Here is a 26235-nt window from a genome sequence, read left to right on the forward strand (position 1 = left end):
TCTGACTGGGTGCTCACAACGTCTTCAAAAAATCTAGGGGTTCAGACCATGCACCGACTGTGCGGCGGGCATGGCGTCACGAATGTTCATTGGCGGGAGCCGCAGGCGGCTCGATCGGTGTTTTGTACTCGTCTTCAGTTGCAACCTCGATCGCATTCACTGTTTGCGACTCGGTTTCCAGCGCTGGCTCGCCACCCGCCGCAACCTCAACGGGCTGCGCTGGCGTTTCAGCAATTGCCTCGACGGAAGCCTCGGCAACGGGCGATCCGGCAGAGTCCTCCACCGAAGCCGCTACGCTCTCAGCACCTTCCGGCGCGTCGTTGACCATCGCCGTCAGCTCTTCCACCGCAATTGCACCGCCCTCGAATTCGATGGCGCCCTGCTCCAGCAGGCTCGCCTGCGCCTGGGCGCGGGCATCTTCAAGCGGCGGCAGTTCGTCCAGCGAACGCAAGCCAAGGTCGTCGAGAAACTGCTTGGTCGTCGCATACAGCGCAGGGCGGCCTGGCACGTCGCGATGACCGATGACCTCGATCCAGCCGCGGTCTTCAATCTGCTTGATGACCTGCGTGTTGACCGTCACACCGCGAATGTCTTCGATATCACCGCGGGTGACCGGCTGGCGATAAGCGATGATCGCCAGCGTTTCCATCACGGCGCGCGAATACTTTGGCGGCTTTTCCGGATGCAGGCGATCGAGATACACGCGCATTTCCGGGCGGCTCTGCAGGCGCCAGCCCGAGGCCAGCGCGACCAGTTCGACACCGCGATTCAACCAGTCCTGGCGCAGCTCTTCGAGCAGCACACGGATGGTGTCTGCGGAAACATCTTCGTCGAACAGCTTGCGCAAGTCATTGACTCGCAACGGGTCCTGCGCGCAGATCAGCGCGGTTTCGAGGACGATCTTCGCCTCTTGGGTATTCATCGGGTTGAGCGGCTCGTCATTGCTCGCGCGCGGCCAGTCGCCGTCACGCTTGAGGTTTGTCGTCCCGCCGCGAAGCACGCGGCATTTCTGAATGCTGTTGCCCGCCCGGGCCCGGCACGCGAAGGCCAATTAATTCAATTGGACTCTGCACCAAAACGCAGTGGTTGTGCCCGTAAAGTAGGGCCGGAGGAGCGAGTTGATCCGGTGCCGGTCAGGCACCACAAGGGCAATTTCTTCCGCCGCCATGGGAACGGATACTGCACCGGACGACTACCAAGAAGAACGGCAGCCTGCCCGAATCGACTGTCCAGGGTGACTCTACCGCTGGATGGCATCGCTTGGCGCCGCGCTTGGGATTGTTGATTTGCGCGGGTGGCGAATCGAATTGTTGTCGATTGTAGGGCAATTTCCAGCAACGCCGCAACCGGGAAGATGCCCTAGCCACCCATCCCAGGCCGGATGGCAATTTCCGCGCGCCTTAAACACCTACAGCACTAGACAGAATCCGTGTGCGTTAAGCATCTCTGGCAACCAGATTGCGTGAACCAGCCCCCAGACCCCAAACCCGGCGATGGCGATGCCGGCCGCGCCCCGCGCCCATCGCTGGCGCGACAGCCCGCGCAGCCACCCAGCCAGACCAGACATCATCAGCAGGTTGGGCAGCGTACCGGCACCAAAAGCGAGCATGACCACGGCCCCGGAGGCGGCGTTGCCCGCCAACAACGCCACAGCCAATGCGCCGTAGACCATGCCACACGGCACCAGCCCCCAGGCCATGCCAGTGAGATAGCGGCGTAGTAACGGCGACTGACGTTGCAGCCTACTTCCCAGCGTGGCGGCCCCTCGAGACAGGCCACCTGCCACGCGGCCAAGCAAGCGCTCAAGCCACACACTGCGCCACGCATCCCCAGCGGAACGAACAAGCAGCAAAACCCCGTAGGCGACCAGCAATGCGCTAGCGAAGGCAAACAAGCCGCGTTGAATCGGCAGCCATTGCTGGCGCCAGACAGTCGCGCCCATCGCACCCATGATTGCGCCCAGCAACGCATAGGTGGTCAGCCGGCCGGCATGCATGACGACCTGCTCAAACCATAGCCGGCGACGGGACACGATCCGCACCGCCACAGCTCCACGTTCGGCCGCGAGTGCGATACCGCTGCACATCGCCAGACAATGCACACCACCGAGCAATGCAATCAGGAAAACGCTCAGAAGCGCTGCGGCACTCATCTTTCTGACGCTCTCTTGATATGGACCAAGGTTTTCGTTTTACTGTTGCGAACTAAGCGTAATCGACGCGTTTTGCCGCATCGGAAATGTCCGAGGACAAGAAGGTCGCCGTTATAATAAGCTGCAGCAGCATCACAAGAATTACTCATTTCACTTTCCCGAAATTCAGTCGCCCCCACCCGTGCTCACTCGAATCGCACTTACCGATCAAGCCTCGCGTTGCTCCACCTGCGTACTAGGGCAAATCTGCCTGCCGGTGGGAATGAACTCGGACGACGTGCGCAAGATGGACGATTTGGTCAGCGAGCGCATCCGCATTAAGAAGGGGCAATCGCTCTATTCCTTGGGCGAGCCGCTGGAAGCGGTTTATGGCATTCGTTTCGGCACGCTCAAAACCCATCTGACGCTTGAAGACGGTCGACACCAGATCACGGGGTTCCACCTGCCGGGTGAAATCGTCGGGCTCGATGGCATTGGCGACATGCGCCACGTGTCGGACGCCACCGCGCTCGAAGATACCGAAGTCTGCGTGGTGCGCTACGACGAGTTGCAGCACCTTTCGCGCCGGCTGCCTTCGCTGCAGCATCAGTTCCTGCGCATCATGAGCAAGGAGATTTCGCAGGATCATCTGATGCTGCTCACGCTGGGCTCCATGCGTGCGGAGGAGCGTCTCGCAGCGTTCCTACTAAACCTCTCGAAGCGTTCGGCCCAGCGTGGATATTCGTCGACCGAGTTTGTCCTGCGGATGAGCCGCGAAGAACTCGGCAGCTATCTTGGCCTGAAGCTCGAAACGGTCAGCCGCCTGTTCTCGCGCTTTGCCGAAGCGGGTCTCATCCAGATCCGCCAACGCCACGTCAAGCTGATCGACCTGGCCGGCCTGCGCCAGGTCATGAGCGGTCAGGCGGCCTAAGCTGCCCTCCATGGCGCCCGCTCAGACGAGCGGGTGTTCATGCGCTTCCAGCTTGCCAATGCCCGGTGACACATAGAGCGTCAGCGCGCTCGACAATCCGCACAACAACCAGAACACAAAGAACGACACGGTGTAGACCGCTTGGGCCGACACCGTGATCTGCTCGCCGAAAAAACGCAGGTCTGCGGGGTCGACCACCGCGAAGACCACCAGCTCAGCCAGCGCGGCCGACAGAAATGCCGGCCACAGAATCCACATCAGCAATCGACGCTTCATCGGGCCTCCGTGTGAATGGCATGCGCCGGCGTGAGGACCGTCTTTTCAACGACCAAACCGCGCCGCACGACGTTGTCATGAATAACAGCGTCGGGATGCGACACCGCCAGCCAGATTGTGACGCCGCAGCCGACCATGGCGACGAACGGCCCTGCCATCAGCAGCCACGGCCAGGGCTCGCGCCACCAAGGACGGGCCTGTGCGGAAGATTGCGTTGCGTGCATCGTTGCCTCCTGTTGGGGATGCCGCATCAGCGCGGCACGATGAAGCTCGACGGTTCGCGCAGTACGAGGCTGTCGCTACCGCTGTCTGCATGGATGACGAAACGGATTTTGTGCGAGCCGGGGGCGGCATCGTCGGCCGGCCGGCGTACGCGCACTGGCAGCAGTCGGTTAGCCGCCGGCGGCAGTTCCAATGTGGTCGACTCGCCGCGACCGCCTTCCACGTCCAGTTCCGGCATGCCCTCTGCGGTGATGGTCACGCGCATGGGGTGCTCGGAGGCGTTCATCAGTTGCAGGCGATAAACGTTCTCGATCTTGCCGCCATCCACTTCACGCGCCAGTGCACCACGATCACGAATGACGTCAACCTTGAGTGGCTGCCGCATGGCCAACGCCACGATGAACCCGGTGAAGAGCACCAGCATGATCCCGGTATAGATCAGCACACGCGGACGCAGCAGATGTCGCCGGGCTTCCTTCGGGCTGAGCCGATCAAGCATCGCGCGTTCTGACGTGTAGCGAATCAGACCGCGCGGGTAGCGCATCTTGTCCATGACCTGGTCACAGGCGTCAATGCAAGCACCGCAACCGATGCATTCGTATTGCAGCCCTTGACGGATGTCGATGCCGGTCGGGCACACCTGCACGCAGATGCTGCAGTCGACGCAAGCACCCAGACCCTGAGCTTCGAAATCGGCGTTGCGCGAACGGCTGCCGCGCGGCTCGCCGCGCTGGGTGTCGTAAGTCACAACATAGGTATCGGGATCGACCATCACGCTCTGGAAACGAGCGTAGGGACACATGTACCGACAGACTTGCTCGCGCATGAAACCGGCGTTGCCCCACGTCGCAAATGCGTAGAACAGCATCCAGAATGTCTGCCAAGGACCGAGCGACAGCGTCCAGGTCTCCATGCCCAGATCGCGGATTGGCGTGAAGAAGCCCACGAAGGTGAAGCCCGTCCACAGCGCGATGAGGATCCAAGCCGAATGTTTTGCGGCCTTCAGGCGGAATTTTCGCAGGCTCCAACGCTCACCGTCGAGGCGGATGCGCGCGAAGCGATCTCCTTCGATGTGCCGCTCGATCCACATGAAAATCTCGGTGTAGACCGTCTGCGGACAGGCATAGCCGCAAAAGAGCCGCCCCGCCACCGCCGTAAATAGAAACAGCGCCAGCGCCGACAGCACCAGCAGCAACGTCAGATAGATGACATCCTGCGGCCACAACACGAGGCCAAAGAGGTAGAACTTGCGTGCGCCCAAGTCGAATAGCACTGCTTGGCGACCGTTCCACTGGAACCACGGCAAGCCATAAAAGATGGCTTGCGTGGCCAGCACCAGCCAGACGCGCCAACGCGCAAAGGCGCCGGTCACGGCGCGTGGATAAATCTTGCGCCGGACCTCATAGAGCATCTGCTCGGTGGGTGCGTCTTCGGCGCCCGCCGCCGCAGTGGCGGGCGTCATCGGGCGCCAGGCTGGTTCTTTGTCGCTCATTGCGCGTGACTCGTATTGCTATTCGACAGACCCCATACATAGGCCGCCAGCATGCGGATCTTCTCCGGCGAGAGCAGGTTCTCGTGCGCCGGCATCGTGTTGTCACGACCCTTGAGAATGGTCTCGACGATGGTTGCTTCCGAACTGCCGTACAGCCAGACGCGGTCGGTCAGGTTAGGTGCGCCAAGTGTCTGATTGCCCTTGCCGCTTGCCGTGTGGCAGGCCGCGCAGACCGACTTGAACGTCGGTTCACCACGCGCTGCCTTGATCGGGTCGTAAGACAAGCCCGACAGCGAGCGCACGTAGTTGGCCACGTTGACAGCCTGGTTGCCATCCACCACAGCAGCCAGCGATGGCATGACACCGTGACGCCCCTTGGTGATGGTGGTCAGGATCGTCTCGGGCTCGCCGCCGTACAGCCAGTCGCTGTCGGTCAGGTTCGGGAAGCCCTTCGAGCCGCCGGCGTCGGAGCCGTGGCACTGCGCGCAGTTGTTCAGGAACAGGCGCTGGCCGATCTCATGGGCCTGCGGGTCGGCGGCGATCTGCTTGATGTCCATGCTGGCATAACGCTCATAGACCGGACGGACCTGTGCATCGGCTGCAGCGCGCTGCGCGGCCAATTCGCCCCGTGTCGAGAAACCGAGGGCGCCGCCGTATGAACCCAACCCCGGGTAGAGGATCAGGTACCCCAACGCAAAGATGCACGACAGCAGGAACATCCACATCCACCAGCGTGGCAGCGGGTTGTTCAGTTCGCGCAGGTCGCCGTCCCATACATGGCCGGTGTCCTCGCCCGCGCTATGACCGGGCGCAATCTGAATGCGCCTCTGCGAAAACAGCAACCAGACACACCACACGATGCCAACCAAGGCGATCGCTGCGATGTAATACCCCCAGAACTCCGAAATGAAGTCGCTCATGATTCTGTGTCCTTATTGATGCGGGCGCGACGCGTCTGCGCGCGCACCGGCGACCTCGGCCTCATCGGGCAGCAGGAACGGCAGCATGGCCGATTCCGCATTCGCAGCGCGGCGATGCGCGGAGAATGCCCACCAGGTAATGCAGACGAACAACACGAGGAAGACGGCAGTCGCAATTGCACTCAGCATGGCCATGGCTTACTCCTTGGCTGCAACGGTGGCAGGCGCAGCAGCCGGAGCGACAGCCACGTCCCGGACGTTACGCAGCTCCACGCCAAGGCCTTGCAGATAGGCGACCACGGCGTCTTCTTCCGTTTTGCCTGCGAGTTGCTCGCGTGCCCCGGCAATCTGGGCATCCGTGTACGGAACACCCAGCTGACGCAGGACATGCATCTTCTTTTCGATGTCACTGTTGTCCAGCGGCGTCTTCGAGAGCCACGCATATGACGGCATGTTCGACTCAGGCACCACTTCACGCGGATCACGCAGGTGGATGCGATGCCAGTCGTCCGAATAGCGCTGCCCAACGCGCGCCAGATCCGGGCCCGTGCGCTTGGAACCCCACAGGAACGGGTGATCGAACACCGACTCGCCAGCCAGCGAATAGTGGCCGTAGCGTTCGGTCTCAGCGCGAAGCGTACGCACTTGCTGAGAGTGGCAGCCAACGCAGCCTTCGCGGATGTAGATATCGCGCCCCGCCAGCCGCAGCGGCGAATACGGGGCGATGCCCTTGACCGGTTCAGTGGTCGAATGCTGGAAGAACAGCGGCAAGATCTGCACCAGGCCGGCAATGCTGACGACGACGAGCGTCATCACGATCAGCAAGCCGATGTTCTTTTCCAGCGTCTCGTGCGAGAAAAACTTGTTGGATTGATTGCTCATGTTCCCCTCCTCACTGAGCCGCGACCATCGGGGTCTGGGCCGATTGAGGAATCGGTGCATCGATTGCCTTGCTGCCCTGGATGGTCTTGAACACGTTGAATGCCATCAGCAGCATGCCGCCCAGGAAGCACAGGCCGCCAGCCAAACGAATCAGGTAGAACGGGTACGTTGCCTTCACCGCTTCGACAAAGCTGTAGGTCAGCGTGCCGTCAGCCTCGGTGGCGCGCCACATCAGGCCCTGCATCACGCCGGCTACCCACATGGCAGCGATGTAGAGCACCACGCCGATGGTCGCCACCCAGAAGTGGACCTCGATCAGGCGCGTGCTGTACATCTTCTGCTGGCCGAAGAGGCGCGGGATCATGTAGTACATCGAGCCGATAGTGATCATTGCCACCCAGCCCAGGGCGCCGGAGTGCACGTGGCCGATCGTCCAGTCGGTGTAGTGCGACAGCGCATTCACGGTCTTGATGGACATCATCGAGCCCTCGAACGTCGCCATGCCGTAGAACGACAGTGCCACCACGAGGAACTTCAGGATCGGATCGGTGCGCAGTTTGTGCCAGGCACCCGAGAGGGTCATGATCCCGTTGATCATGCCGCCCCACGATGGGGCCAGCAGAATGAGCGAGAACACCATGCCCAGCGACTGCGCCCAGTCGGGCAGCGACGTGTACTGGAGGTGGTGCGGACCCGCCCACATGTAGGTGAAATTCAGCGCCCAGAAGTGGACGATCGAGAGGCGATACGAATAGATCGGACGCTCGGCCTGCTTGGGCACGAAGTAATACATCATGCCCAGGAAGCTGGTGGTCAGGAAGAAGCCCACTGCGTTGTGGCCGTACCACCATTGCACCATCGCATCCTGCACGCCGGCATAAGCCGAGTACGACTTCCACATCGACACCGGCAACTCAGCGTTGTTGACGATGTGCAGCAGCGCAATCGTGATGATGTAGGCGCCGAAGAACCAGTTGGCCACGTAGATGTGCCGGGTCTTGCGCTTGACGATTGTGCCAAAGAACACGATCGCGTAGGCCACCCACACCACGGTGATCAGGATGTCGATCGGCCATTCGAGTTCGGCGTATTCCTTCGAGCTTGTGTAGCCCAGCGGCAGGGTGATGGCGGCTGCCACGATCACTGCCTGCCAGCCCCAGAACGTGAAGGCGGCGAGCTTGTCGGAAAGCAGGCGCACCTGGCAGGTACGCTGCACGATGTAGTAAGACGTCGCAAACAGAGCGCTGCCGCCAAACGCAAAGATGACGGCATTCGTGTGCAGAGGACGCAGCCGACCATAGGTCAGCCAAGGCACCCCGAAATTCAGTTGCGGCCAGATCAACTGGGCCGCGATCAGCGCACCGACCGCCATACCGACGATGCCCCAGACGATCGTCATGATCGAGAACTGGCGAACAACGCGGTAATTGAAGGTCTGGGTGGGCTGCAACGCGCTGGACGATTGCATGCTTGCTCCCCGAGAGTGTTGGTTTGATAGGGTCATGTTAAGAATGGGGCGACATTCGAGTCTTGATGTGCGTCAAGGCACCCCAGCCAACGTGGTCAAGTAGTTCCGTCCCGCGACATTGCGTCACGCGCCGGGGTATCAGGGTCCAGCAGAATCGATTCAGCAGGCGCCTTGAGATCGTCGTACTGGCCCGAGCCGACGGCCCACCACAGCACCCCGACAATCGCCACCACCAACATCAGCGACAGCGGAATCAGCAGGAATAGCGTTTCCATTTCGGCTCCTTAAGCGGCGCGCGACAAACGCCACGCATTGAGCGCCACCAGCAACGACGACACCGACATGCCGATGCCCGCCACCAGCGGCGACAACCACCCCAGCGTGGCGAGCGGAATGCTGATCGCGTTGTAGGCGAAAGCCCAGCCGAGGTTCTGGCGCACCACGCGCAACGTGCGACGGCCAATCGACACGGCCTCGCTAATGGCAAACAGGCGAGGCTCGGTGAGGATGGCATCCGCGCCGGCCTGGGCCAGCGGCGCACCCGACCCAATGGCAATGGAGACCTGCGCCTGCGCGAGCAACGGCGCATCGTTGATGCCGTCGCCGACGGCCAACACGCGGGCGCCGTCTGCCTGCAGCTTGCGCACGTAGGCACGTTTGTCTTCGGGGCTGGCGCCGCCCACGGCGCGGTCGATGCCAAGGCGGTTGGCCCACCAGTGCACGGTCTCAGGCGCATCGCCGGAAACGAGATGCAAGCGCAATCCTTGTGCGCGCAACGCACTCAGGCATGCAGGCGCATCGGCGCGTGGCGTATCGGCCAGCGTGAAGCGCGCGAGCGGTTGGCCATCACGGCCGAGCCACACCGACGTGCATGCGGCCGCTGGCGGCACCTCCTCCATCGGCGCTTCCGTGCCGTAACGAATGGAAGCAACCGGCTGATCTGCGTAGTGCGCGACCGCGAACGACTGCGTGCCAAGACGCACCAATTGGTTATCAGCCACGGCATACACGCCCTGCCCTGGCACGTTGGTCACGCGCCCCAACGTTGGCAACGACATTTCAGCGGAGGTGGCGGCGCGCAACGACTGGGCAATCGGATGATTCTCGGATTGCTCCATCGCGCATGCCAGTGCGAGGCAGTGCTCGGCATCCACATCGGCGAAGGTCTCGATGCTCAGCAAGCGCAGACGCCCCTCGGTGAGCGTACCGGTCTTGTCGAGCAGCACGTCCGTCACGGCTGCCAAGCTCTCGATGGCGTGGCCGCGCGTGACCAGCACACCGCGCCGTGCCAGGGCACCACTCGCCGCGGCCAGCGCAGACGGCGTAGCCAGCGACAACGCGCAGGGGCAACTCACCACCAGCACCGCCACGGTGACGGCAAACATGCGTGTCGGATCGATCCACCACCACGCGATCGCCGTCAGCAGCGCCCAGCCGAGCAGCATTGCCACAAAGCGCCCGGCCACACGATCGGCGAGTTCAGCCATGCGGGGCTTGTCCGTCAAGGCGCGTTCAAGCAAGTCAACGATGGCGGCAAGGCGCGTCTGGGCACCCACGCGGTTGACACGCACGCGAATGGCGCTGACCACGTTGTAGCTGCCCGCCAGCACGGTCGCGCCCACGTCACGCGGGCGCGGCACGCTTTCACCGGAGAGAAGCGATTCGTCGATCTCAGTGGTGCCGCGTTCAATGGTGCCGTCGGCGGGCAGAACTTCACCGGCGCGCACTTCCACGCAATCACCTTGCTGCAAGGCTGCAACGGGGATGGTCTCGAGCACGCCGCTTTCGGCGTTGAAGCGCCGGCAAGTAGCCGGCAACTGATGCACCAACGCTTCGGCACCGGAAGCCGCACTCTGCCGCGCACGCAGTTCGAGATAGCGCGCCGCCAGCAGGAAAGCGACGAACATCGTCACGGAATCGAAGTACGTCTCGCCATGACCGCGCAAGGTCGCCAGCACACTGGCAATGAACGCCGCGCCGACCCCCAGCGCCACGGGCACATCCATGCCGACGTGCGCATGCCGTACTTGCCGCCACGCATTGATGAAAATGGGCCGCGCAGAAATCAACACCACCGGCACGGTCAGCATCAGGCTGGCCCACTGCATCAGGCGCGTCTGGCTCGCGGGGATATCGCTGCCGTGCAGATACACCGGCCACGCGTACATCATCACTTGCATCATCCCGAGCATCGCCAGTCCCAAGCGGATCAGCAGGCTGCGGCGTTCACGCGCTTCGGCAGTGCGGCGAGCGGATGGCTGGTCTGGCCACGCTTCGTAACCGACGTCGGCAATCGCGGCAAACACCGCAGACAGCCGCATCGCCCCAGCGTCTCCGGCGATGCGCGCGCGTTCCGTGGCGTAATTGACAGTGGCTTCGCGCACGCCTGGCACTCGCGAGAGCGCGCGCTCGATCAGCCATACACACGCGGCGCAACGCATGCCGCTGATGGCAAGAGAAAATTCTTCCGCGCCGTCAGCGCGTGTGCGTACGAAGCGCTCACGCATGACGGGCAGATCGTAGGTTGCCCAAACGGCTTCCGCTTCGGTGCGACGGTCACCTTCGATGGGCTTGGCGAAGGCGATTGGGCCATCATAGACGTGACCCATGCCGGAGGCGTGCAGCGTTTGCGCGACAGCCTGGCAGCCGGCACAGCAAAATTCCCGGGACTTGCCGCCGATCTCAGCGTGGACGGCGGTGTCGCCCTCCAGTGGCGACGCGCAGTGATAGCAAGTGATGTGCGACGCGCCTGCCCCGCTCGGGCCGATAGGCGAGCCTATGCCGTCAACCGGCGCGGTTGGATAGTTGGGGGCGAATATCGTCGTCATTATGGGGACGATGCTAGCCAGCATCCCCCGGCGCGCCCTTGATGCGCATCAAGCACGGCGCAATAAGAATCAACCCGAGATGCGATTCTCAGCGCACTTCAACCGCCCCTACCCTCCCATAAAAAAAATAGGCCGCCTATATTGGATAGCTGCACCAGGCAAACAGGAGGGCGCGACATGGCAACCGAATTCAGCCTGTACAACATCCACTGTGAATGGGGTGAGCACGGAGCATCCGCGCTGGCGCCGCATTGCGACGCCGTCATCGTGGTGGACGTGCTGTCCTTCTGTACTTGTGTGGATGTAGCCGTGGCGCGCGGGGCACGCATCTATCCGTACCCATGGCGTGACGCCAGCGCTGAAACCTTCGCACGCCGCGCCGGCGCCATGCTGGCGGGCTACAACCGCAGCCAGGCGGGGTATACGCTCTCGCCAGCGTCGCTGCGTGAATTACCAATCGGCAGCAACCTGGTCCTGCCCTCGCCTAATGGTGCAACGCTCGCGCTCGCCACCGGATCGACGCCGACGTTTGCAGGTTGTCTGCGCAACGCGCGCGCCGTGGCAGAAGCCGCATCGCGGCTGGGCCGCCGCGTGGCCGTGGTAGCGTCAGGAGAGCGCTGGGCCGATGGCAGCCTGCGCCCGGCCCTTGAAGACTGGCTGGCCGCCGGTGCGATCGTGCATCACCTTTCGGAAACGGTGGCGGGGTTCCTGCCGCAAGCGCTGTCGCCCGAAGCGCTCGCCGCCCGCGCGATCTATCGCGAGGCGTCGCAGACAGGCATGATGAAAGCGTGGTTGCTCGATTCCGTGTCGGGCCGGGAGCTGTGCGAACGCGGCTTTACCGAAGACGTGACCATGGCTTCGCAAACCGATGTGAGCAACGTCGCCCCCATGTTGGTGGAAGGCGCGTTCCGGAACGTCAACCGCAAGACCGAGCGTCTGCCACAGGACTTCTTTGGCGCAAACCTGCGGCCCTCGCAGGCACCGCCGTCGCACCGCAACCCGCCGCCGACGTCACACTAGGCGGTTGCCACCGGGAGAAGTCAGGTCAGTGATGTGTCGACCTCACGTCGAGGCGCCTCGAGGTATTCGCGCGACTGCATCTCGACGATACGCGACACGGTGCGCTGGAATTCATTGGCCATCTGGCCTTCGGTGTACAGCTCGTCCGCCGGCACCTCCGCCGACATCAGCAGCTTGACCTTGTGGTCGTAGAACACGTCGATCAGCCACGTGAAGCGGCGTGCCTCGGACGCCATGCGCGGCGTCATCTTCGGCACATCGGCCAGGATAACGGTGTGAAAGCGCGAGGCGATTTCCAGGTAATCGTTCTGTGAGCGCGGGCCACCGCACAGCGTGGCGAAATCGAACCAGACCACGCCGCCGGCCTTGCGCGCCGCGCGAATCTCACGGTGCTCGATGCGCAGCACCGGCGATTCGTCCGGCGCTTCCGCCACTGCCGCAAACGCATCGCGCAACGCCGAGTTGGCCTTGGCACCCAACGGCGTGTAATACGCCTGCACCTGCTCCATCGCTCGCTTGCGGTAATCAACGCCCGCGTCGACGTTGAGGACGTCGAGCTTCTCCTGCAGCAGCGCAATGGCCGGCAGCACGCGGTCGCGGTGCAGGCCGTCCGGATACAGCAAGTCGGGCCGATAGTTGGACGTCATCACAAACTGCACGCCGTTGGCAAACAACTGATCGAGCAAGCGGTGCAGGATCATCGCGTCGGCAACGTCGCTGACGTGGAATTCATCAAAACAGATCAAGCGGTAGCGCTTGGCGATGCGACGGGCCAGCTCGTCCAGCGGATCAGCGCGGCCGCGCAGCTCTTCCAGTTGACGATGCACTTCGCGCATGAACTCGTGAAAGTGCAGGCGCGTCTTACGCACCAACGGCACGCAGCTATAGAACGCATCCATCAGGAACGACTTGCCGCGCCCCACCCCGCCCCACATGTAGACGCCACGGGGCAAATCCGGGCGCACGAGCATCTTGCGCAGCGCAGTCGAACGACGGGCCTTGTAGGCAAGCCATTCGTCGTAGCACCGCTGCAGGCGATCGACGGCGCGCTGTTGCGCTTCGTCGGGCCGATAGCCGCGCGCCTTCAATTCCTGTAGGTAGGTTTCCTGGACGTTCATCTGCTTGATCTGCATGGGGCACCGTTTGCGGGCCCAGATGGACCGATGCCCGGCAATCTTGTGGATTCACCGGGCATCCTACTTGCCTTGTGGCTTGCGATTTACATATTGAGCTGACGCTTGTCGACCGCCAGCGCAGCTTCGCGCATCACTTCCGACATCGACGGGTGCGGATGGCAGATACGGCCGATGTCTTCAGCTGCAGCCTTGAACTCCATCGCCACCACGGCTTCGGCAACCAGGTCCGAAGCGTTGGCTGCCACGATGTGCACGCCCAGGATTTCATCGGTCTTCGCATCGGCGATGACCTTCACGAAACCATCGGATGCGCCCATGCCCAGTGCGCGGCCGTTAGCAATGAACGGGAACTGGCCGGCCTTGGTCTCGCGGCCTTCGGCCTTGAGCTGCTGTTCGGTCTTGCCCACCCATGCAATTTCCGGGTAGGTGTAGATGACCCACGGAATGCAGTTGTAGTCGATGTGCGGCTTCTGGCCAACGATGCGCTCGGCCACGGCCACGCCTTCGTCTTCTGCCTTGTGCGCCAGCATCGGGCCACGCACCACGTCGCCGATCGCCCACAGGTTCGGCAGCTTGGTCGCGCAGTGTTCGTCCACCTCGATAAAGCCACGCTGATCCGCCGCCAGGCCGATCGCTTCCAGGCCCAGGTTGTCGGTGTTCGGCACGCGGCCGATCGACACGATCAGCTTGTCGCACTCCAGCACTTGCGCGGCGCCCGCAGCGTCGGTGTAGTTCACCTTCACGCCCTTGCCCGACGATTCGATCTCGCCGACCTTCACGCCGACGTTGATCTTCAGGCCCTGCTTGGTCAGCAGCTTGTTGGCTTCCTTGGCAACGGATTCGTCAGCCGCACCGAGGAAGCTCGGCAGCGCTTCGAGAATCGTCACTTCGGCACCCAGACGGCGCCACACCGAACCGAGCTCGAGGCCGATCACGCCAGCACCGATCACGCCCAGCTTCTTCGGCACTTCGCCAAACTTCAGTGCGCCTTCGTTGTCGGCGATGGTCACGTTGTCGACCTTCACGCCCGGCAGATGGCGAGCCTTCGAGCCCGTAGCGATGATCACGTGCTTGGCCGTCACGACTTCCGTGCCGGCCTTGCCTGCGATCTCGACCTGATAGCCCGCCTCCGTCTTGCCGACGAACTTGCCGTGGCCCTTGAGCAACGTCACCTTGTTCTTGCGGAACAGGAACTCGATGCCCTTCGTCATCTTGCCGACGATGTCGTCCTTGCGCTTGAGCATCTTGGCCACGTCGACCTTGACGCCATCCACCGTGATGCCGTGGTCGGCCAGGTGGTGATTCACGTTCTCGAACTCTTCCGACGACGCCAGCAGCGCCTTCGAGGGAATGCAGCCGACATTCAGGCAGGTGCCGCCCAGGCGCGGCTCGCCCTTCGGGTCGTCGTAGGCGTTGTCTTCGCAGCAGGCCACGTTCAGGCCCAGCTGGCCAGCGCGGATGGCGGCGATGTAACCGCCAGGGCCGGCGCCGATCACCAGCACGTCAAATTCTTTGCTCATGGAGAAATCCTTTAGTCCGTCGCTCCCGCACAAGCGGGAACGTCAACAAGCGGTTTAAACCTGTTCACGGTCCGTAGCGAGCGGGCCGAGGTTGGTCCGACGAATTTGCCAAAATCGGCAGCCGTACGTGGGTACGGCGAGTATCACAGGGCCAAGATCGGGCCGCGCAGTAGGAACGTGGGCAGGTTTACAGGTCCAGCAGCAGGCGGGCCGGGTCTTCCAGCGCTTCCTTCATCGCCACCAGGCCCAGCACAGCTTCGCGGCCGTCGATGATTCGGTGGTCGTAGGACATGGCCAGGTAGTTCATCGGGCGAACCACGACTTGGCCGTTCTCCACCACAGCGCGATCCTTGGTGGCGTGCACGCCCAGGATGGCCGATTGCGGCGGGTTAATGATCGGGGTCGACAGCATCGAGCCGAACGTGCCGCCGTTCGAGATCGAGAACGTACCGCCGGTCAGGTCGTCCAGCGTCAGCTTGCCGTCCTTGGCCTTCTGGCCGAACTCGGCAATCTTCTTCTCGATATCGGCCAGGCTCATCTGGTCGGCATTGCGCAGGATGGGCACCACCAGGCCACGCGGCGAGCCGACAGCGATACCGATGTCGAAATAGCCGTGGTAGACGATGTCGTTGCCGTCAACCGACGCGTTGATCACGGGGTACTTCTTCAGCGCGTGGACAGCTGCCTTCACGAAGAACGACATGAAGCCCAGCTTCACGCCGTGGGTCTTTTCGAACTGGTCCTTGAACTTGGCGCGCAAGTCCATCACCGGCTTCATGTTGACTTCGTTGAAGGTGGTGAGGATCGCGTTGGTCGATTGCGACTGCACCAGGCGCTCGGCGATACGGGCGCGCAGGCGGCTCATCGGCACGCGCTCTTCCGGACGGTCGCCCAGGGCGGCGAAGTCCACCGGTGCAGCGACTTGCTGCAGCGCCGGACGTGCGGCTTGCGGTGCAGCAGCGGCAGCCGGCTTGGCGCCACCAGCCACAGCACCCAGCACGTCGCCCTTGGTGATGCGGCCATCGCGGCCCGTGCCGGCCACTTGGCCAGCCGACAGATTGTTCTCAGCCATCAGCTTGGCAGCCGACGGCATGGCCACGCCACCCGCTGCAGCTGCAGCCGGAGCGGCAGCAGCCGGTGCCGGCGCAGCGGCTGCAGGAGCCGGTGCAGCAGCAGCCGGAGCGGCGGCGCCTGCCTTGCCTTCGGTGTCGATCTTGGCCAGCAGCTGCTCCGACGTCACGGTTGCGCCGTCCGCCACCAGCACTTCAGCCAGCACGCCAGCCGACGGGGCCGGCACTTCCAGCACGACCTTGTCGGTCTCGACTTCGATCAGGATTTCGTCCTGGGCCACGGCTTCGCCCGGCTTCTTCTTCCAGGAGATCAGCGTGCCTTCTTCAACGGACTCGGAAAACTGCGGGACCTTGACTTCAACGATAGCCATTTCGGTGCTTCCTTGGATTCATGTGCACGTGCTCCTCTTGTTCGGGAGCCGCGCCAATTCGATATACGGTGGAATTCGGGAGCGAAGATGCGTCAAGGCGACAGCCGAAGCTGCCGCCCTGGTGCAGATGTCGCTTACTTGTTCAGCACGAAGCCCTTGAGCTTGCCAAACGCGGCATCGATCAGCGCCTTCTGCTGCTCGTTGTGCTTCGCGTAGTAGCCCACGGCCGGCGATGCCGATGCCGGGCGGCCTGCGTAGCCCAGCTTCTGACCTTCGGTCATGTTCTCCAGGATGTAGTGCTGCACGAAGAACCAAGCGCCCTGGTTCTGCGGCTCGTCCTGGCACCACACGACTTCAGCAAGGTTCGGATACTTCTTCAGCTCGGCTGCGAACGCCTTGTGCGGGAACGGATAGAGCTGCTCCACACGGATGATGGCTGTGTCGGTCAGGCCACGTTCCTTACGAGCGTTGACCAGGTCGTAGTAGACCTTGCCCGAGCAGGCCACGATGCGCTTGACCTTGGCGGCGTTCAGATCTTCGGCCGTATCGGCGATCACCGTCTCGAAATGGCCCTTGGCCAGATCCGACAGCGGCGACACAGCGTCCTTGCTGCGCAGCAGCGACTTCGGCGTCAGGATGATCAGCGGCTTGCGGAACATCCGGATCATCTGGCGACGCAGCAGGTGGAAGATCTGCGCCGGCGTGGTCGGCTGCACCACTTGCATGTTGTGGTCTGCGCAGAGCTGCAGGTAACGCTCCATGCGTGCCGAGCTATGCTCCGGACCTTGACCTTCGTAGCCGTGCGGCAGCATCAGCGTCAGACCCGAGGCACGACCCCACTTCACTTCGCCCGACGAGATGAACTGGTCGATCACCACCTGTGCACCGTTAGCGAAGTCACCGAACTGGGCTTCCCAGATCACCAGGGTGTTCGGCTCAGCCGACGAATAGCCGTACTCGAAGCCCATCACGGCCTCTTCCGACAGCACGGAGTCGATCACCGTAAAGGGAGCTTGGCTCTCCGACACATTCTGCAGCGGGATGTAGCTGCCGGCGTCCCAACGCTCGCGGTTCTGATCGTGCAGGACTGCGTGACGGTGCGTGAACGTACCGCGACCAGCATCCTGACCGGTGATACGCACCGGGTAGCCAGACGCCACCAGCGATGCGAAAGCAAGGTGCTCGCCCATGCCCCAGTCCAGCGACAGCTCGCCCTTGCCCATCTTGGCGCGGTTGTTGACAACGTTCTCAACCAGCGGGTGCAGCTTGAAGTGATCCGGGATGGCGGTGATGCGCTCGGCCAGACGCTTGAGTTCGGCCATCGGCACAGCGGTATCGGCGGCATCCGTCCACTTGCGGTTCAGGAACGGCATCCAGTCCACAGCGAACTTGTTCTTGAAGTTCGACAGCACCGGGTCGACCGTGTGCTTGCCCGCGTCCATGGCAGCACGGAATTCCTGCACCAGGGTGTCCGGCTCTTCAGTCTTCAGCGTGTTCTGCGTGACAAGCCTGTCTGCGTAGAGCTTGCGCGTGCCGGGGTGCGTGCCGATCTTCTTGTACATCAGCGGCTGCGTCATCGCCGGCGTGTCTTGCTCGTTGTGGCCGAGCTTACGGAAGCAGATGATGTCGACCGCGATGTCCTTTTGGAACTCGGTACGGTAGTCCACGGCCAGTTGCATGGCCAGCACGACGGCTTCCGGATCGTCGCCGTTCACGTGCAGGACCGGCGCTTCGATCATCTTGACCACGTCGGTACAGTACAGCGTCGAGCGCGAGTCGCGCGGGTCCGACGTCGTGAAACCGATCTGGTTGTTGATGACGATGTGGATCGTGCCGCCCGTGCCGTAACCGCGCGTTTGCGCGAGGTTCAGCGTTTCCATCACGACGCCCTGGCCGGCGAAGGCTGCGTCACCGTGGACTTGCACAGCCAGCACTTGCGCGCCGTGCTTGTCGCCGCGGCGCTCCTGACGCGCCTTGACCGAGCCTTCCACGACCGGGTTGACGATTTCCAGGTGCGACGGGTTGAACGCCAGCGACAGGTGGACGGGGCCGCCCGGGGTGGTCACGTCGCTCGAGAAGCCCTTGTGGTACTTCACGTCGCCGGCCGGCAGGTCGTCCACGTGCTTGCCTTCGAATTCGGCGAACAGGTCGGCGGGCATCTTGCCCAGCGTGTTGACCAGCACGTTCAGACGGCCGCGGTGGGCCATGCCGATCACGATTTCCTGCACGCCCTTGGCGCCGGAATGCTGGATCAGTTCGTCCATGGCCGCGATGAAGCTCTCGCCGCCTTCCAGCGAGAAACGCTTCTGACCGACGTACTTGGTATGCAGGAAGCGCTCGAGGCCTTCAGCGGCTGTCAGGCGTTCCAGGATGTGCTTCTTCTTTTCAGCCGAGAACGTCGGCTTGGAGCGGATGGTTTCCAGACGCTCTTGCCACCAGCGCTTTTGGGCCTGGTCGCTGATGTACATGAACTCAGCGCCGATCGAGCCGCAGTACGTTTCGCGCAGGTTGTTGACCAGCTCGCGCAGGCTCATCGATTCCTTGCCGAAATACGTGTTGCTGGCATTGAAGATGATGTCCTGGTCGGCTTCGGTGAAACCGTAGAAAGCCGGGTCCAGATCCGGCACCGGCGGGCGCTCCTGACGCTTGAGCGGATCAAGATCGGCCCAACGCAGGCCCACATTGCGGTACGCGGCGATCAGCTGCGTAGCCGACACGCGCTTGCGACCCATATCGGAATCGGCAGACGCGACAATCGTCTTGATCGGGCCGGACTTGGCGCGCTCAGCGAACGAAGTGACGATGGGGGCGTGGGGGATATCCCGGGCGTTGGAACCGTCGACGGCGGGGACGTTCTGCAGCGCATCGAAGTACGCGCGCAGTGCCTCGCTAACGGACGTGGGATCTTGAAGGTACGCTTCGTACTGATCTTCAACGTAGGCGGCGTTACCGCCGGACAGGTACGAAGTGTCCAGGTACTGCTTATACAGCTCTGTCATGGGGCGCTCACTTTTCTCCGGGTCTGCCGGAGTTCAGCGGGTTCATCAACCTTCCGCGACACGGCTTGACCGGTTAGCGGATCGCAAACTAAATCGCCTGAAATCACCTGGTCGGACCGGATCGCGCAAGGCAGAAAAGAGGTACCGAGACAGCTTTTACAGACAAGTTGTGCGGGAAGGACCTAAGTCTTCACGGAGCGGAAGCATAGCATGTTTATAAGCAAGATTCCGATTCTTTGACGTGACAAAGGACCGTTGTCATGTCACGCCAAAGCCATGCCTTGATCACATTCAGGCGGGCGAAATACGGTCCACCCAATCGGTGATCAAGCCGTCCAGTCCCGCGCCCCAGAGCAGATGCGCGCGATCCAGGTCGTTGACCGTATAGCAGCAGACGCGAAAGCCTGCGGCGTGTGCCTCGTCAATGATTTCGGGCGTGAGTTCGCGATGGTTGGCGTCGAGTGCCACACAATCCAATGCGCGCAGGCGATCGAGCCAATCGGCGGGGAGCTTGTCGAGCAGCAATGCGCGCGGCAATTCCGGCGCAGCTTCGCGTGCGGCGGCCAAGGCTTCTTCGGAGAACGACGACAGCAGCGGCGGCACGTCGGCGCCGGCCCACAGCGTGCGGGCGTCGAGCGCCACAGCCGCGCCCGTGCGCCACTCCGCGCCTGGCACCGGCTTGATCTCGATATTGGCGAGGAAGTTGTTGGCGCGAAGGTAGCGCGCGATGGCTGCCAGCGTCGGCACCGGCTCACCCGCGTAGGCAGCGCTGTGCCAACTGCCGGCGTCTAGTTGCGCGATCTGACCCACCGTGAGCGCATCGAGGCGGCCCGCGCCGTTCGTGGTGCGATCCAGCGTGGCGTCGTGCAACAGGACCGATGCGCCGTCGCCGGAAAGCTTCACGTCGAATTCGAACATGCGATAGCCGAACGATGCGCCATGGCGGAAGGCTGCCAGCGTGTTCTCCGGCGCCAGCTTGCCCGCGCCGCGGTGTGCGATGGCACGCGGATACGGCCATGCCGGCAAGGCGTGTGCGCCAGTCATGCCAGAGCCTCGATGCGGCGGGTGGTTTGCGGGTCGAACCAGTGCAAGTGCTCGGCGGACGCGGTGATCGGCAGCTTGTCACCGGCCTTTACGCTGGCATGCGGCTCTAGGCGGACCACGACTGGATGACCAGCCAGCGTGCCGTACGCGAACGCATCCGCACCGAGGGCCTCGACCACGCGCACGTCGATGAAGGCGATGGCCTGATCAGCCGAGCACGACTCGATGTGTTCGGGGCGCAATCCCATCAGCGCGTGTTCGGGCAGGTGCAGCCCCATCGGCAGATGGCCGAGCGTGGCCGCAACATCGCCCTCCTTCGCACCATCCACCCGGATCTGCGTGTCGCCACCGGCATTGCGCGACACTGGCACGAGGTTCATCGGCGGCGAGCCGATGAAGCCCGCCACGAACGTGCTGGCCGGACGCGAGTACACCTCAAGCGGTGTACCGATCTGTTCGACCCGGCCGCCGTTGAGCACCATCATGCGATCGGCCAACGTCATCGCTTCGACCTGATCGTGCGTGACGTACAGACTGGTCGTGCGCAGACGGCGATGCAGATCCTTCAGCTCCAGGCGCATCTGCACGCGCAGCTTGGCATCCAGGTTGGAGAGCGGTTCGTCAAACAGGAACACAGCCGGCTCACGCACGATCGCTCGGCCCATGGCCACACGCTGGCGTTGGCCGCCCGAGAGCTGGCGCGGCTTGCGATCGAGCAGTTTGCCGAGTTCGAGAATGCCCGCAGCCTGTTCCACACGCGCTTGAATATCGCTCTTGGGCAAGCCTCGGATCTTCAGGCCGTAGGCCATGTTGTCGAACACGCTCATGTGCGGATACAGCGCGTAGTTCTGGAACACCATCGCGATATCGCGCTCGGCCGGCTCCAGTTCGTTGACGACGCGGTCGCCAATCCACACTTCGCCGCCGGTGATCGGCTCCAGCCCCGCCACCATGCGCAGCAGCGTGGACTTGCCGCAGCCCGAGGGCCCGACGATGACGATGAACTCCCCGTCGCCGATTTCCATGTCGATGCCGTGCACGACCTGGAGGTTGGCGTAATGCTTCTGGACGTTGCGTAGCGAAAGTTTTGCCATCTTGCTTCTTTTACTTTTCGGTTTCGACGAGGCCCTTCACGAACCACCGCTGCATGCCGATCACGATTGCCGCGGGCGGCAACATGGCCAGCATCACGGTGGCCATCAGCAGGTTCCAATCGGTGGCGGAGTCGCCGGAGCGGGAGATCATTTGCGTCACGCCCAGCACGATGGGCGTCATGCTCTTTTCGGTCGTGATCAGGAGCGGCCAGAGGTACTGGTTCCAGCCGTAAATGAACTGGATCACGAACAGCGCGGCGATGCTGGTGCGCGAGAGCGGCAGGACCACGTCCCAGAAGAACTTGAGCGGGCCAGCGCCATCGATGCGCGCGGCTTCCGCCAGCTCATCGGGAATGGTCAGGAAGAACTGCCGGAACAGGAAGGTAGCCGTGGCCGACGCGATGATCGGAATCGTCAGGCCGAAGTAGCTGTTCAGCATGCCGAGATCCGACACCACCTTGTACGTGGGCAGAATCCGCACCTCCACCGGCAGCATCAGCGTGACGAAGATGAGCCAGAAGAATGTCTTGCGCATCGGAAAACGGAAATAGACGATCGCAAACGCCGAGATGATGGAGATCGCGATCTTCCCCAGCGAGATGCCCAGCGCCATGATGAGGCTGTTCATGAGCATGGTGCCGACCGGCGTGGCCGAGTTGCCCATGCCCGACGTGAGCACCGTGCGGTAGTTTTCGATGAGGTGCGGACCAGGGATCAGCGTCATCGGTGCCTGCAGCACGTCTTCGGCCGTCAACGACGACGCGACGAAGACGACGTACACCGGAAACGCGACGATGATCACACCGAGGATCAGCACGACGTGGGTGAGGAAGTCCAGGAATGGACGGCGTTCAATCATGGCGCGTATGCCCTCCTTTCAGTATTGGACTTTGCGTTCAACGTAACGGAACTGGACGATCGTCAGCACGATCACCAAGGCCATGAGGATCACCGACTGGGCCGCCGATCCACCGATATCGAGACCGCGCACGCCGTCTTGATAGACCTTGAACACCAGCGTCTCCGTCGCCTTGAACGGCCCGCCCTGCGTGACAGAATCGATGATGGCGAAGGTGTCGAAGAATGCGTACACGACGTTCACCACCATCAGGAAGAACGTGGTCGGCGACAGCAGCGGAAAAACGATCGACCAAAAGCGCTTCCAAGGCCCGGCACCGTCAATGGCGGCCGCTTCGATCAGCGACTTCGGGATGCTCTGCAGCCCCGCCAGGAAGAAGAGGAAGTTGTAGCTGATCTGCTTCCACGCCGCGATGATGACCACCAGCGTCAGCGCCTGCCCGCCGTTGAGCACGAAGTTCCAGTCCACGCCCATTTTGCGGATCACGAACGACACGATGCCCAGCGAGGGGTTGAAAAGGAAGCTCCACAGCACGCCCGCCACGGCCGGCGCAATGGCGTACGGCCAGATCAGCAGGGTCTTGTAGAACGTGGCGCCACGCAGCGCGCGATCAGCAAAGTACGCCAGCGCCAGCGAGGTGCCCAGACCCACCAGCGCGACGCCAATAGCGAATACCGCCGTGGTCTGGAACGAACCGAGATAGGTCGGATCGTTGAAGAGATCACGAAAGTTCTCCAGCCCCACGAATTCGAGGTTGATGCCGAAGGCATCCTGGCGCAGCAGCGACTGATATAGCGCCTGCCCCGCGGGCCAGAAGAAGAACACCAGGGTGATGACGATCTGCGGGGCAACCAGCACATACGGCAGCCAGCGCGACCGAAAAACGACGCGTTTTTCCATGCGACATTCCAAAAACGCACCGCCGGCCTGTGCGAGCGCACGAGGCCGGCGGTTTAGACGAGCACCGAATCGGCGCTTATTCCTTGACGGTCTTCTCGAAACGGGCGAGCAGCTCGTTGCCGCGTGACACAGCCGTGTCCAGCGCTTCCTTCGGCGTCTTCTTGCCGGCCCAGACGGCTTCCAGCTCTTCGTCGATCACCTGGCGAATCTGCGGGAAGTTGCCCAGACGAATGCCGCGCGACTTGTCGGTCGTCTTGACGATCATCTGCTTGACGGCCACGTCGGCGCCCGGGTTCTTGTCGTAGTAACCGGACTTCTTGGTCAACTCATACGCTTCCATCGTGACAGGCAGGTAGCCGGTCGACTGGTGCCAGTCGGACTGGATATCCGGACGCGACAGGAAGGTGAAGAACTTGGCCACGCCCTTGTATTCGTCAGCCTTGTGACCGCCCATCACCCACAGCGAAGCCCCGCCGATGATGGTGTTCTGCGGCGCGCCGGGCACACCGGCTTCGTACGGCAGAGGCGCCGGGCTGAAGGCGAACTTGGTGCCGACGCCCTTGCGGATGTTCGCCAATGCCGCCGACGAACCCGTGTGCATGGCGCACTCACCCGCGATGAACTTCGCCTTCGGCTCGTCCTTGCGGCCGGCATAGGTGAAGTAGCCCTTCTTCTCCATGTCGAGCAGGTTCTGGATGTGCTTGATCTGCACCGGGCCGTTGAAGTTCAAGCGAGCCTTTGCGCCACCAAAACCGTTGTTCTCGGTAGCGAACGAGACGTTGTGCCAGGCCGAGAAGCTCTCCAGATGCACCCACGATTGCCAGTCGGTCGTGTAGCCGCAGGGCACGCCGGCGGCTTTGAGCTTGGCCGCATCGATGGCCACTTCCTGCCACGTTGCGGGCGGCTTGTTCGGGTCAAGGCCGGCCTTCTTGAAGGCGTCCTTGTTGTAATACATGATCGTCGTCGAGCTGTTGAACGGGAACGACAGCATCTCGCCCTTATTCGACGTGTAGTAGCCAGCCACAGCAGGCACGTAGGCCTTCGGATCGAACTTCTCGCCAGCGTCCTTCATGATCTTGGCGACCGGCACGATGGCGCCCTTGGCGTTCATCATCGTCGCGGTACCCACTTCGAACACCTGCAGGATGGCCGGCGCATTGCCGGCGCGAAACGCCGCGATGCCCGCAGCCAGCGATTCGTCGTACTGGCCCTTGTAGACCGGCACGATCTTGTAGTCGGACTGGCTCGCGTTGAACTTGGTGGCGATCTCGTTCACCTTGTCGTTCAAGGCGCCTTCCATCGAATGCCACCATTGGATTTCCGTCACCGCGTACGCGCCTTGCGCAAACGTACACGCGGCCAGTACTGCTGCGGCCCCCGCAATCTTCTTGATCGACATGATTTCTCCTGGTTTCGACCCGGCGGGCTCCCTCGCTCCGCCCACGGCGCGCCGACTGTATATGCACGGTCGGTCATTTTTATGACAGCGGGATGTTACTTGGCTTTCTGTCACAAAGAAATCGGGAAATCCCTCCAAGGTTTGGCTTGCGACGGCCGTTAAAATGGGTTCAAGACACTCTCTTTTGCACCCGCAGCATGCTCGCCCCACCCACCACTCCTGCCGCTCCGGACTCACCTGAAACCACGCCCGTCATCGCCGAGCGGCGTGTTCCGCTAGCACTGCATCAGCTCTCGGATGATGCACTGCGCAATATCACCGGCGTCTTCACCGACGTGGATGGCACCCTCACCACGAGGGGGAAGCTTCCCGCGCAGACGTACTCGGCGCTCGAGCGCTTGCACCGTGCCGGCATCAAGGTCGTGCCGGTCACTGGCCGCTCGATTGCCTGGTGCGAAGTCATCGCGCGGCTGTGGCCCGTAGATGCCGTGATCGGCGAGAACGGTGCGTTTGCCATGCGCGTCGATTCGCGTGGGCATCTGGCCACCGACTTTGTAGACGACGCGCAAACGCGCGCGCGCAATCTGGAGCGCATCCGTGAAGTCGCTGCAGAGATCCGGCGTGCCGTGCCGGGTTCAGCGCTGGCAACGGATCAGGCCTGGCATGCAGCGGATCTCGCTGTCGATCATGCTGAGCAAGTCCCGCCGCTACCGCAACACGCCGTGCAACACATCGTCGACATCATGCGCACGCACGGCATGCATGCCACGGTCAGTTCGATTCACGTCAACGGCTGGTTCGGCAAGCACGACAAGCTGAGCGCCAGCGTGTCGCTCGCGCGCCGTGCATTCGGTATCGACTTGCATGCAGAACGTGAACGCTGGGTGTTCGTGGGTGACTCCGCCAACGATGCTGCAATGTTCGAGTTCTTCCCGCTCTCGGTAGGTGTGGCCAATGTGCTGGACGTGATCGATACGCTGCCCGTGCCGCCCACTTACCTCACGGAGGCCGAGGGCGGCGGCGGCTTTGCCGAAATCGCCGAGCGCATCCTGGAAGCGCGTTCCCTGGCCCTGCCCGCGCCGCGCGACTGACTCGGCATCCTTGCACCGCAACACAACGCGCAGGTGCGGCGTCGCTTGCCGCACCCGGCACGCCGCTTGCGCCGAAATTGGGCGTTGCACCGCTTTGCACCATGTGACGGCCTCATAACGGTGCACGCAGTGCCAACGCCCTTTTTTACGCAACCGACAGGAGCCCTCCATGCAAACAGAGAAACTGCGCCAGCGTTTTGAACATGCGGAAAGCACCATCGCCGAACTGGCCCGGACCTGCGCCTCGCACAAGGACGTGCCTGACTCGCTGAAGCAATCGATCCAGCAACTGGACGACCAAGCCCGCCAGTGCCACTCGCGCCTGGAAGGTGCAGAAGACCAACAGACCTTCGTCGAGGCCATCGACAAGCTCGAAGCCTGCTCCGACCGCGCGAAGATGGCCTGCCAAAACGCCACCGGCAAGGTGGACCACTCCGTGGAATCTGCCGTGATGCGCGCACATGAAGAACTGTCGCAGCTGAAGCACAAGCTGCACTAAGCGCGATACGCATTCGCGGCACACAAAAAAAGGGCGGACTCCCTTACCGGAAATCCGCCCAATCCCAATCGCCAAGCTCGACG

Annotated in this window: 24 protein-coding genes; 4 read left to right on the forward strand and 20 right to left on the reverse strand. The window is 62.5% G+C overall.

The window, feature by feature from the left end:
- Positions 1-76 precede the first annotated feature (76 nt).
- Together scpB and M1D44_RS08375 are read right to left on the reverse strand one after the other, a co-directional pair.
- A complete protein-coding gene (gene scpB, locus M1D44_RS08370) occupies positions 77-922 on the reverse strand; it encodes an SMC-Scp complex subunit ScpB (RefSeq protein ID WP_024975918.1) in 846 nt (281 codons plus the stop codon).
- Positions 923-1408: 486 nt separating this feature from the next.
- Entirely contained in the window at positions 1409-2152 is a 744-nt protein-coding gene (locus M1D44_RS08375) for a sulfite exporter TauE/SafE family protein (protein ID WP_316853756.1), read from the reverse strand.
- 181 nt (positions 2153-2333) lie between these two features.
- Between M1D44_RS08375 and fnr the strand changes: the two genes are divergently transcribed.
- Positions 2334-3062 (forward strand): fumarate/nitrate reduction transcriptional regulator Fnr, encoded by a 729-nt coding sequence (gene fnr / locus M1D44_RS08380; protein WP_080693650.1) that lies wholly within the window; start codon positions 2334-2336, stop codon positions 3060-3062.
- A gap of 21 nt (positions 3063-3083) precedes the next feature.
- Here the strand turns inward: fnr and M1D44_RS08385 are convergent, their stop codons facing one another.
- The 9 genes from M1D44_RS08385 to M1D44_RS08425 all read right to left on the reverse strand — a co-directional run bounded on the left by M1D44_RS08385 (position 3084) and on the right by M1D44_RS08425 (position 11150).
- Positions 3084-3338 (reverse strand): hypothetical protein, encoded by a 255-nt coding sequence (locus M1D44_RS08385; RefSeq protein WP_004626404.1) that lies wholly within the window; start codon positions 3336-3338, stop codon positions 3084-3086.
- On the reverse strand, positions 3335-3562 hold the full coding sequence (locus M1D44_RS08390) for a FixH family protein (protein WP_316853757.1): 228 nt from the start codon (positions 3560-3562) through the stop codon (positions 3335-3337). Before M1D44_RS08390 ends, M1D44_RS08385 begins: the two co-directional genes overlap by 4 nt.
- A gap of 26 nt (positions 3563-3588) precedes the next feature.
- Entirely contained in the window at positions 3589-5052 is a 1464-nt protein-coding gene (gene ccoG / locus M1D44_RS08395) for a cytochrome c oxidase accessory protein CcoG (RefSeq protein ID WP_024975921.1), read from the reverse strand.
- Complete coding sequence (ccoP, locus tag M1D44_RS08400; protein ID WP_024975922.1) at positions 5049-5972, reverse strand: cytochrome-c oxidase, cbb3-type subunit III; 924 nt, start codon at positions 5970-5972, stop codon at positions 5049-5051. Before ccoP ends, ccoG begins: the two co-directional genes overlap by 4 nt.
- 12 nt (positions 5973-5984) lie before the next feature.
- On the reverse strand, positions 5985-6167 hold the full coding sequence (locus tag M1D44_RS08405; RefSeq protein ID WP_009238364.1) for a cbb3-type cytochrome oxidase subunit 3: 183 nt from the start codon (positions 6165-6167) through the stop codon (positions 5985-5987).
- A 3-nt stretch (positions 6168-6170) separates the two neighbouring features.
- Entirely contained in the window at positions 6171-6854 is a 684-nt protein-coding gene (gene ccoO, locus M1D44_RS08410; RefSeq protein WP_012435344.1) for a cytochrome-c oxidase, cbb3-type subunit II, read from the reverse strand.
- A gap of 10 nt (positions 6855-6864) precedes the next feature.
- Positions 6865-8322, reverse strand: a complete 1458-nt coding sequence (gene ccoN / locus M1D44_RS08415; protein WP_024975923.1) for a cytochrome-c oxidase, cbb3-type subunit I — start codon at positions 8320-8322, stop codon at positions 6865-6867.
- Positions 8323-8417: 95 nt separating this feature from the next.
- Positions 8418-8597: a cbb3-type cytochrome oxidase assembly protein CcoS gene (gene ccoS / locus M1D44_RS08420; RefSeq protein ID WP_024975924.1), complete on the reverse strand. Its 180-nt coding sequence runs from the start codon at positions 8595-8597 to the stop codon at positions 8418-8420.
- Between the two features lie 9 nt (positions 8598-8606).
- Entirely contained in the window at positions 8607-11150 is a 2544-nt protein-coding gene (locus M1D44_RS08425) for a heavy metal translocating P-type ATPase (protein ID WP_439004469.1), read from the reverse strand.
- 177 nt (positions 11151-11327) lie between these two features.
- Between M1D44_RS08425 and M1D44_RS08430 the strand changes: the two genes are divergently transcribed.
- The gene (locus M1D44_RS08430) at positions 11328-12170 is read left to right on the forward strand and encodes a 2-phosphosulfolactate phosphatase (RefSeq protein ID WP_024975926.1); all 843 of its coding nucleotides are present in this window, start codon (positions 11328-11330) and stop codon (positions 12168-12170) included.
- 20 nt (positions 12171-12190) lie between these two features.
- Here M1D44_RS08430 and zapE read toward each other — a convergent pair whose 3' ends face one another.
- The 9 genes from zapE to ugpB all read right to left on the reverse strand — a co-directional run bounded on the left by zapE (position 12191) and on the right by ugpB (position 24562).
- Positions 12191-13288: a cell division protein ZapE gene (gene zapE, locus M1D44_RS08435; RefSeq protein WP_112185988.1), complete on the reverse strand. Its 1098-nt coding sequence runs from the start codon at positions 13286-13288 to the stop codon at positions 12191-12193.
- A gap of 101 nt (positions 13289-13389) precedes the next feature.
- A complete protein-coding gene (gene lpdA / locus M1D44_RS08440) occupies positions 13390-14826 on the reverse strand; it encodes a dihydrolipoyl dehydrogenase (protein ID WP_024975928.1) in 1437 nt (478 codons plus the stop codon).
- A 187-nt stretch (positions 14827-15013) separates the two neighbouring features.
- On the reverse strand, positions 15014-16267 hold the full coding sequence (odhB, locus tag M1D44_RS08445; RefSeq protein ID WP_024975929.1) for a 2-oxoglutarate dehydrogenase complex dihydrolipoyllysine-residue succinyltransferase: 1254 nt from the start codon (positions 16265-16267) through the stop codon (positions 15014-15016).
- A gap of 134 nt (positions 16268-16401) precedes the next feature.
- Positions 16402-19266: a 2-oxoglutarate dehydrogenase E1 component gene (locus tag M1D44_RS08450; protein WP_024975930.1), complete on the reverse strand. Its 2865-nt coding sequence runs from the start codon at positions 19264-19266 to the stop codon at positions 16402-16404.
- 291 nt (positions 19267-19557) lie between these two features.
- On the reverse strand, positions 19558-20310 hold the full coding sequence (gene ugpQ, locus M1D44_RS08455; protein WP_024975931.1) for a glycerophosphodiester phosphodiesterase: 753 nt from the start codon (positions 20308-20310) through the stop codon (positions 19558-19560).
- Positions 20307-21404, reverse strand: coding sequence for a sn-glycerol-3-phosphate import ATP-binding protein UgpC (locus M1D44_RS08460; RefSeq protein WP_024975932.1), 1098 nt, complete (start codon positions 21402-21404; stop codon positions 20307-20309). The genes ugpQ and M1D44_RS08460 overlap by 4 nt, the downstream gene beginning before the upstream one ends.
- Before the next feature lie 10 nt (positions 21405-21414).
- Positions 21415-22263: a sn-glycerol-3-phosphate ABC transporter permease UgpE gene (gene ugpE, locus M1D44_RS08465; protein WP_024975933.1), complete on the reverse strand. Its 849-nt coding sequence runs from the start codon at positions 22261-22263 to the stop codon at positions 21415-21417.
- Positions 22264-22281: 18 nt separating this feature from the next.
- Positions 22282-23163: a sn-glycerol-3-phosphate ABC transporter permease UgpA gene (gene ugpA, locus M1D44_RS08470; RefSeq protein ID WP_024975934.1), complete on the reverse strand. Its 882-nt coding sequence runs from the start codon at positions 23161-23163 to the stop codon at positions 22282-22284.
- A gap of 76 nt (positions 23164-23239) precedes the next feature.
- The gene (gene ugpB / locus M1D44_RS08475) at positions 23240-24562 is read right to left on the reverse strand and encodes a sn-glycerol-3-phosphate ABC transporter substrate-binding protein UgpB (RefSeq protein ID WP_024975935.1); all 1323 of its coding nucleotides are present in this window, start codon (positions 24560-24562) and stop codon (positions 23240-23242) included.
- 197 nt (positions 24563-24759) lie between these two features.
- On the opposite strand from ugpB, the gene M1D44_RS08480 reads away from it, so the two are divergent.
- Together M1D44_RS08480 and M1D44_RS08485 are read left to right on the forward strand one after the other, a co-directional pair.
- Positions 24760-25653 carry an HAD-IIB family hydrolase gene (locus tag M1D44_RS08480; protein ID WP_316853759.1) on the forward strand — a complete coding sequence of 298 codons (894 nt, stop codon included), beginning with the start codon at positions 24760-24762 and terminating at the stop codon, positions 25651-25653.
- Between the two features lie 169 nt (positions 25654-25822).
- A complete protein-coding gene (locus M1D44_RS08485) occupies positions 25823-26152 on the forward strand; it encodes a hypothetical protein (protein WP_024975937.1) in 330 nt (109 codons plus the stop codon).
- The last annotated feature ends 83 nt before the right edge of the window (positions 26153-26235 follow it).

This window comes from Ralstonia sp. SA306, from assembly GCF_054792405.1.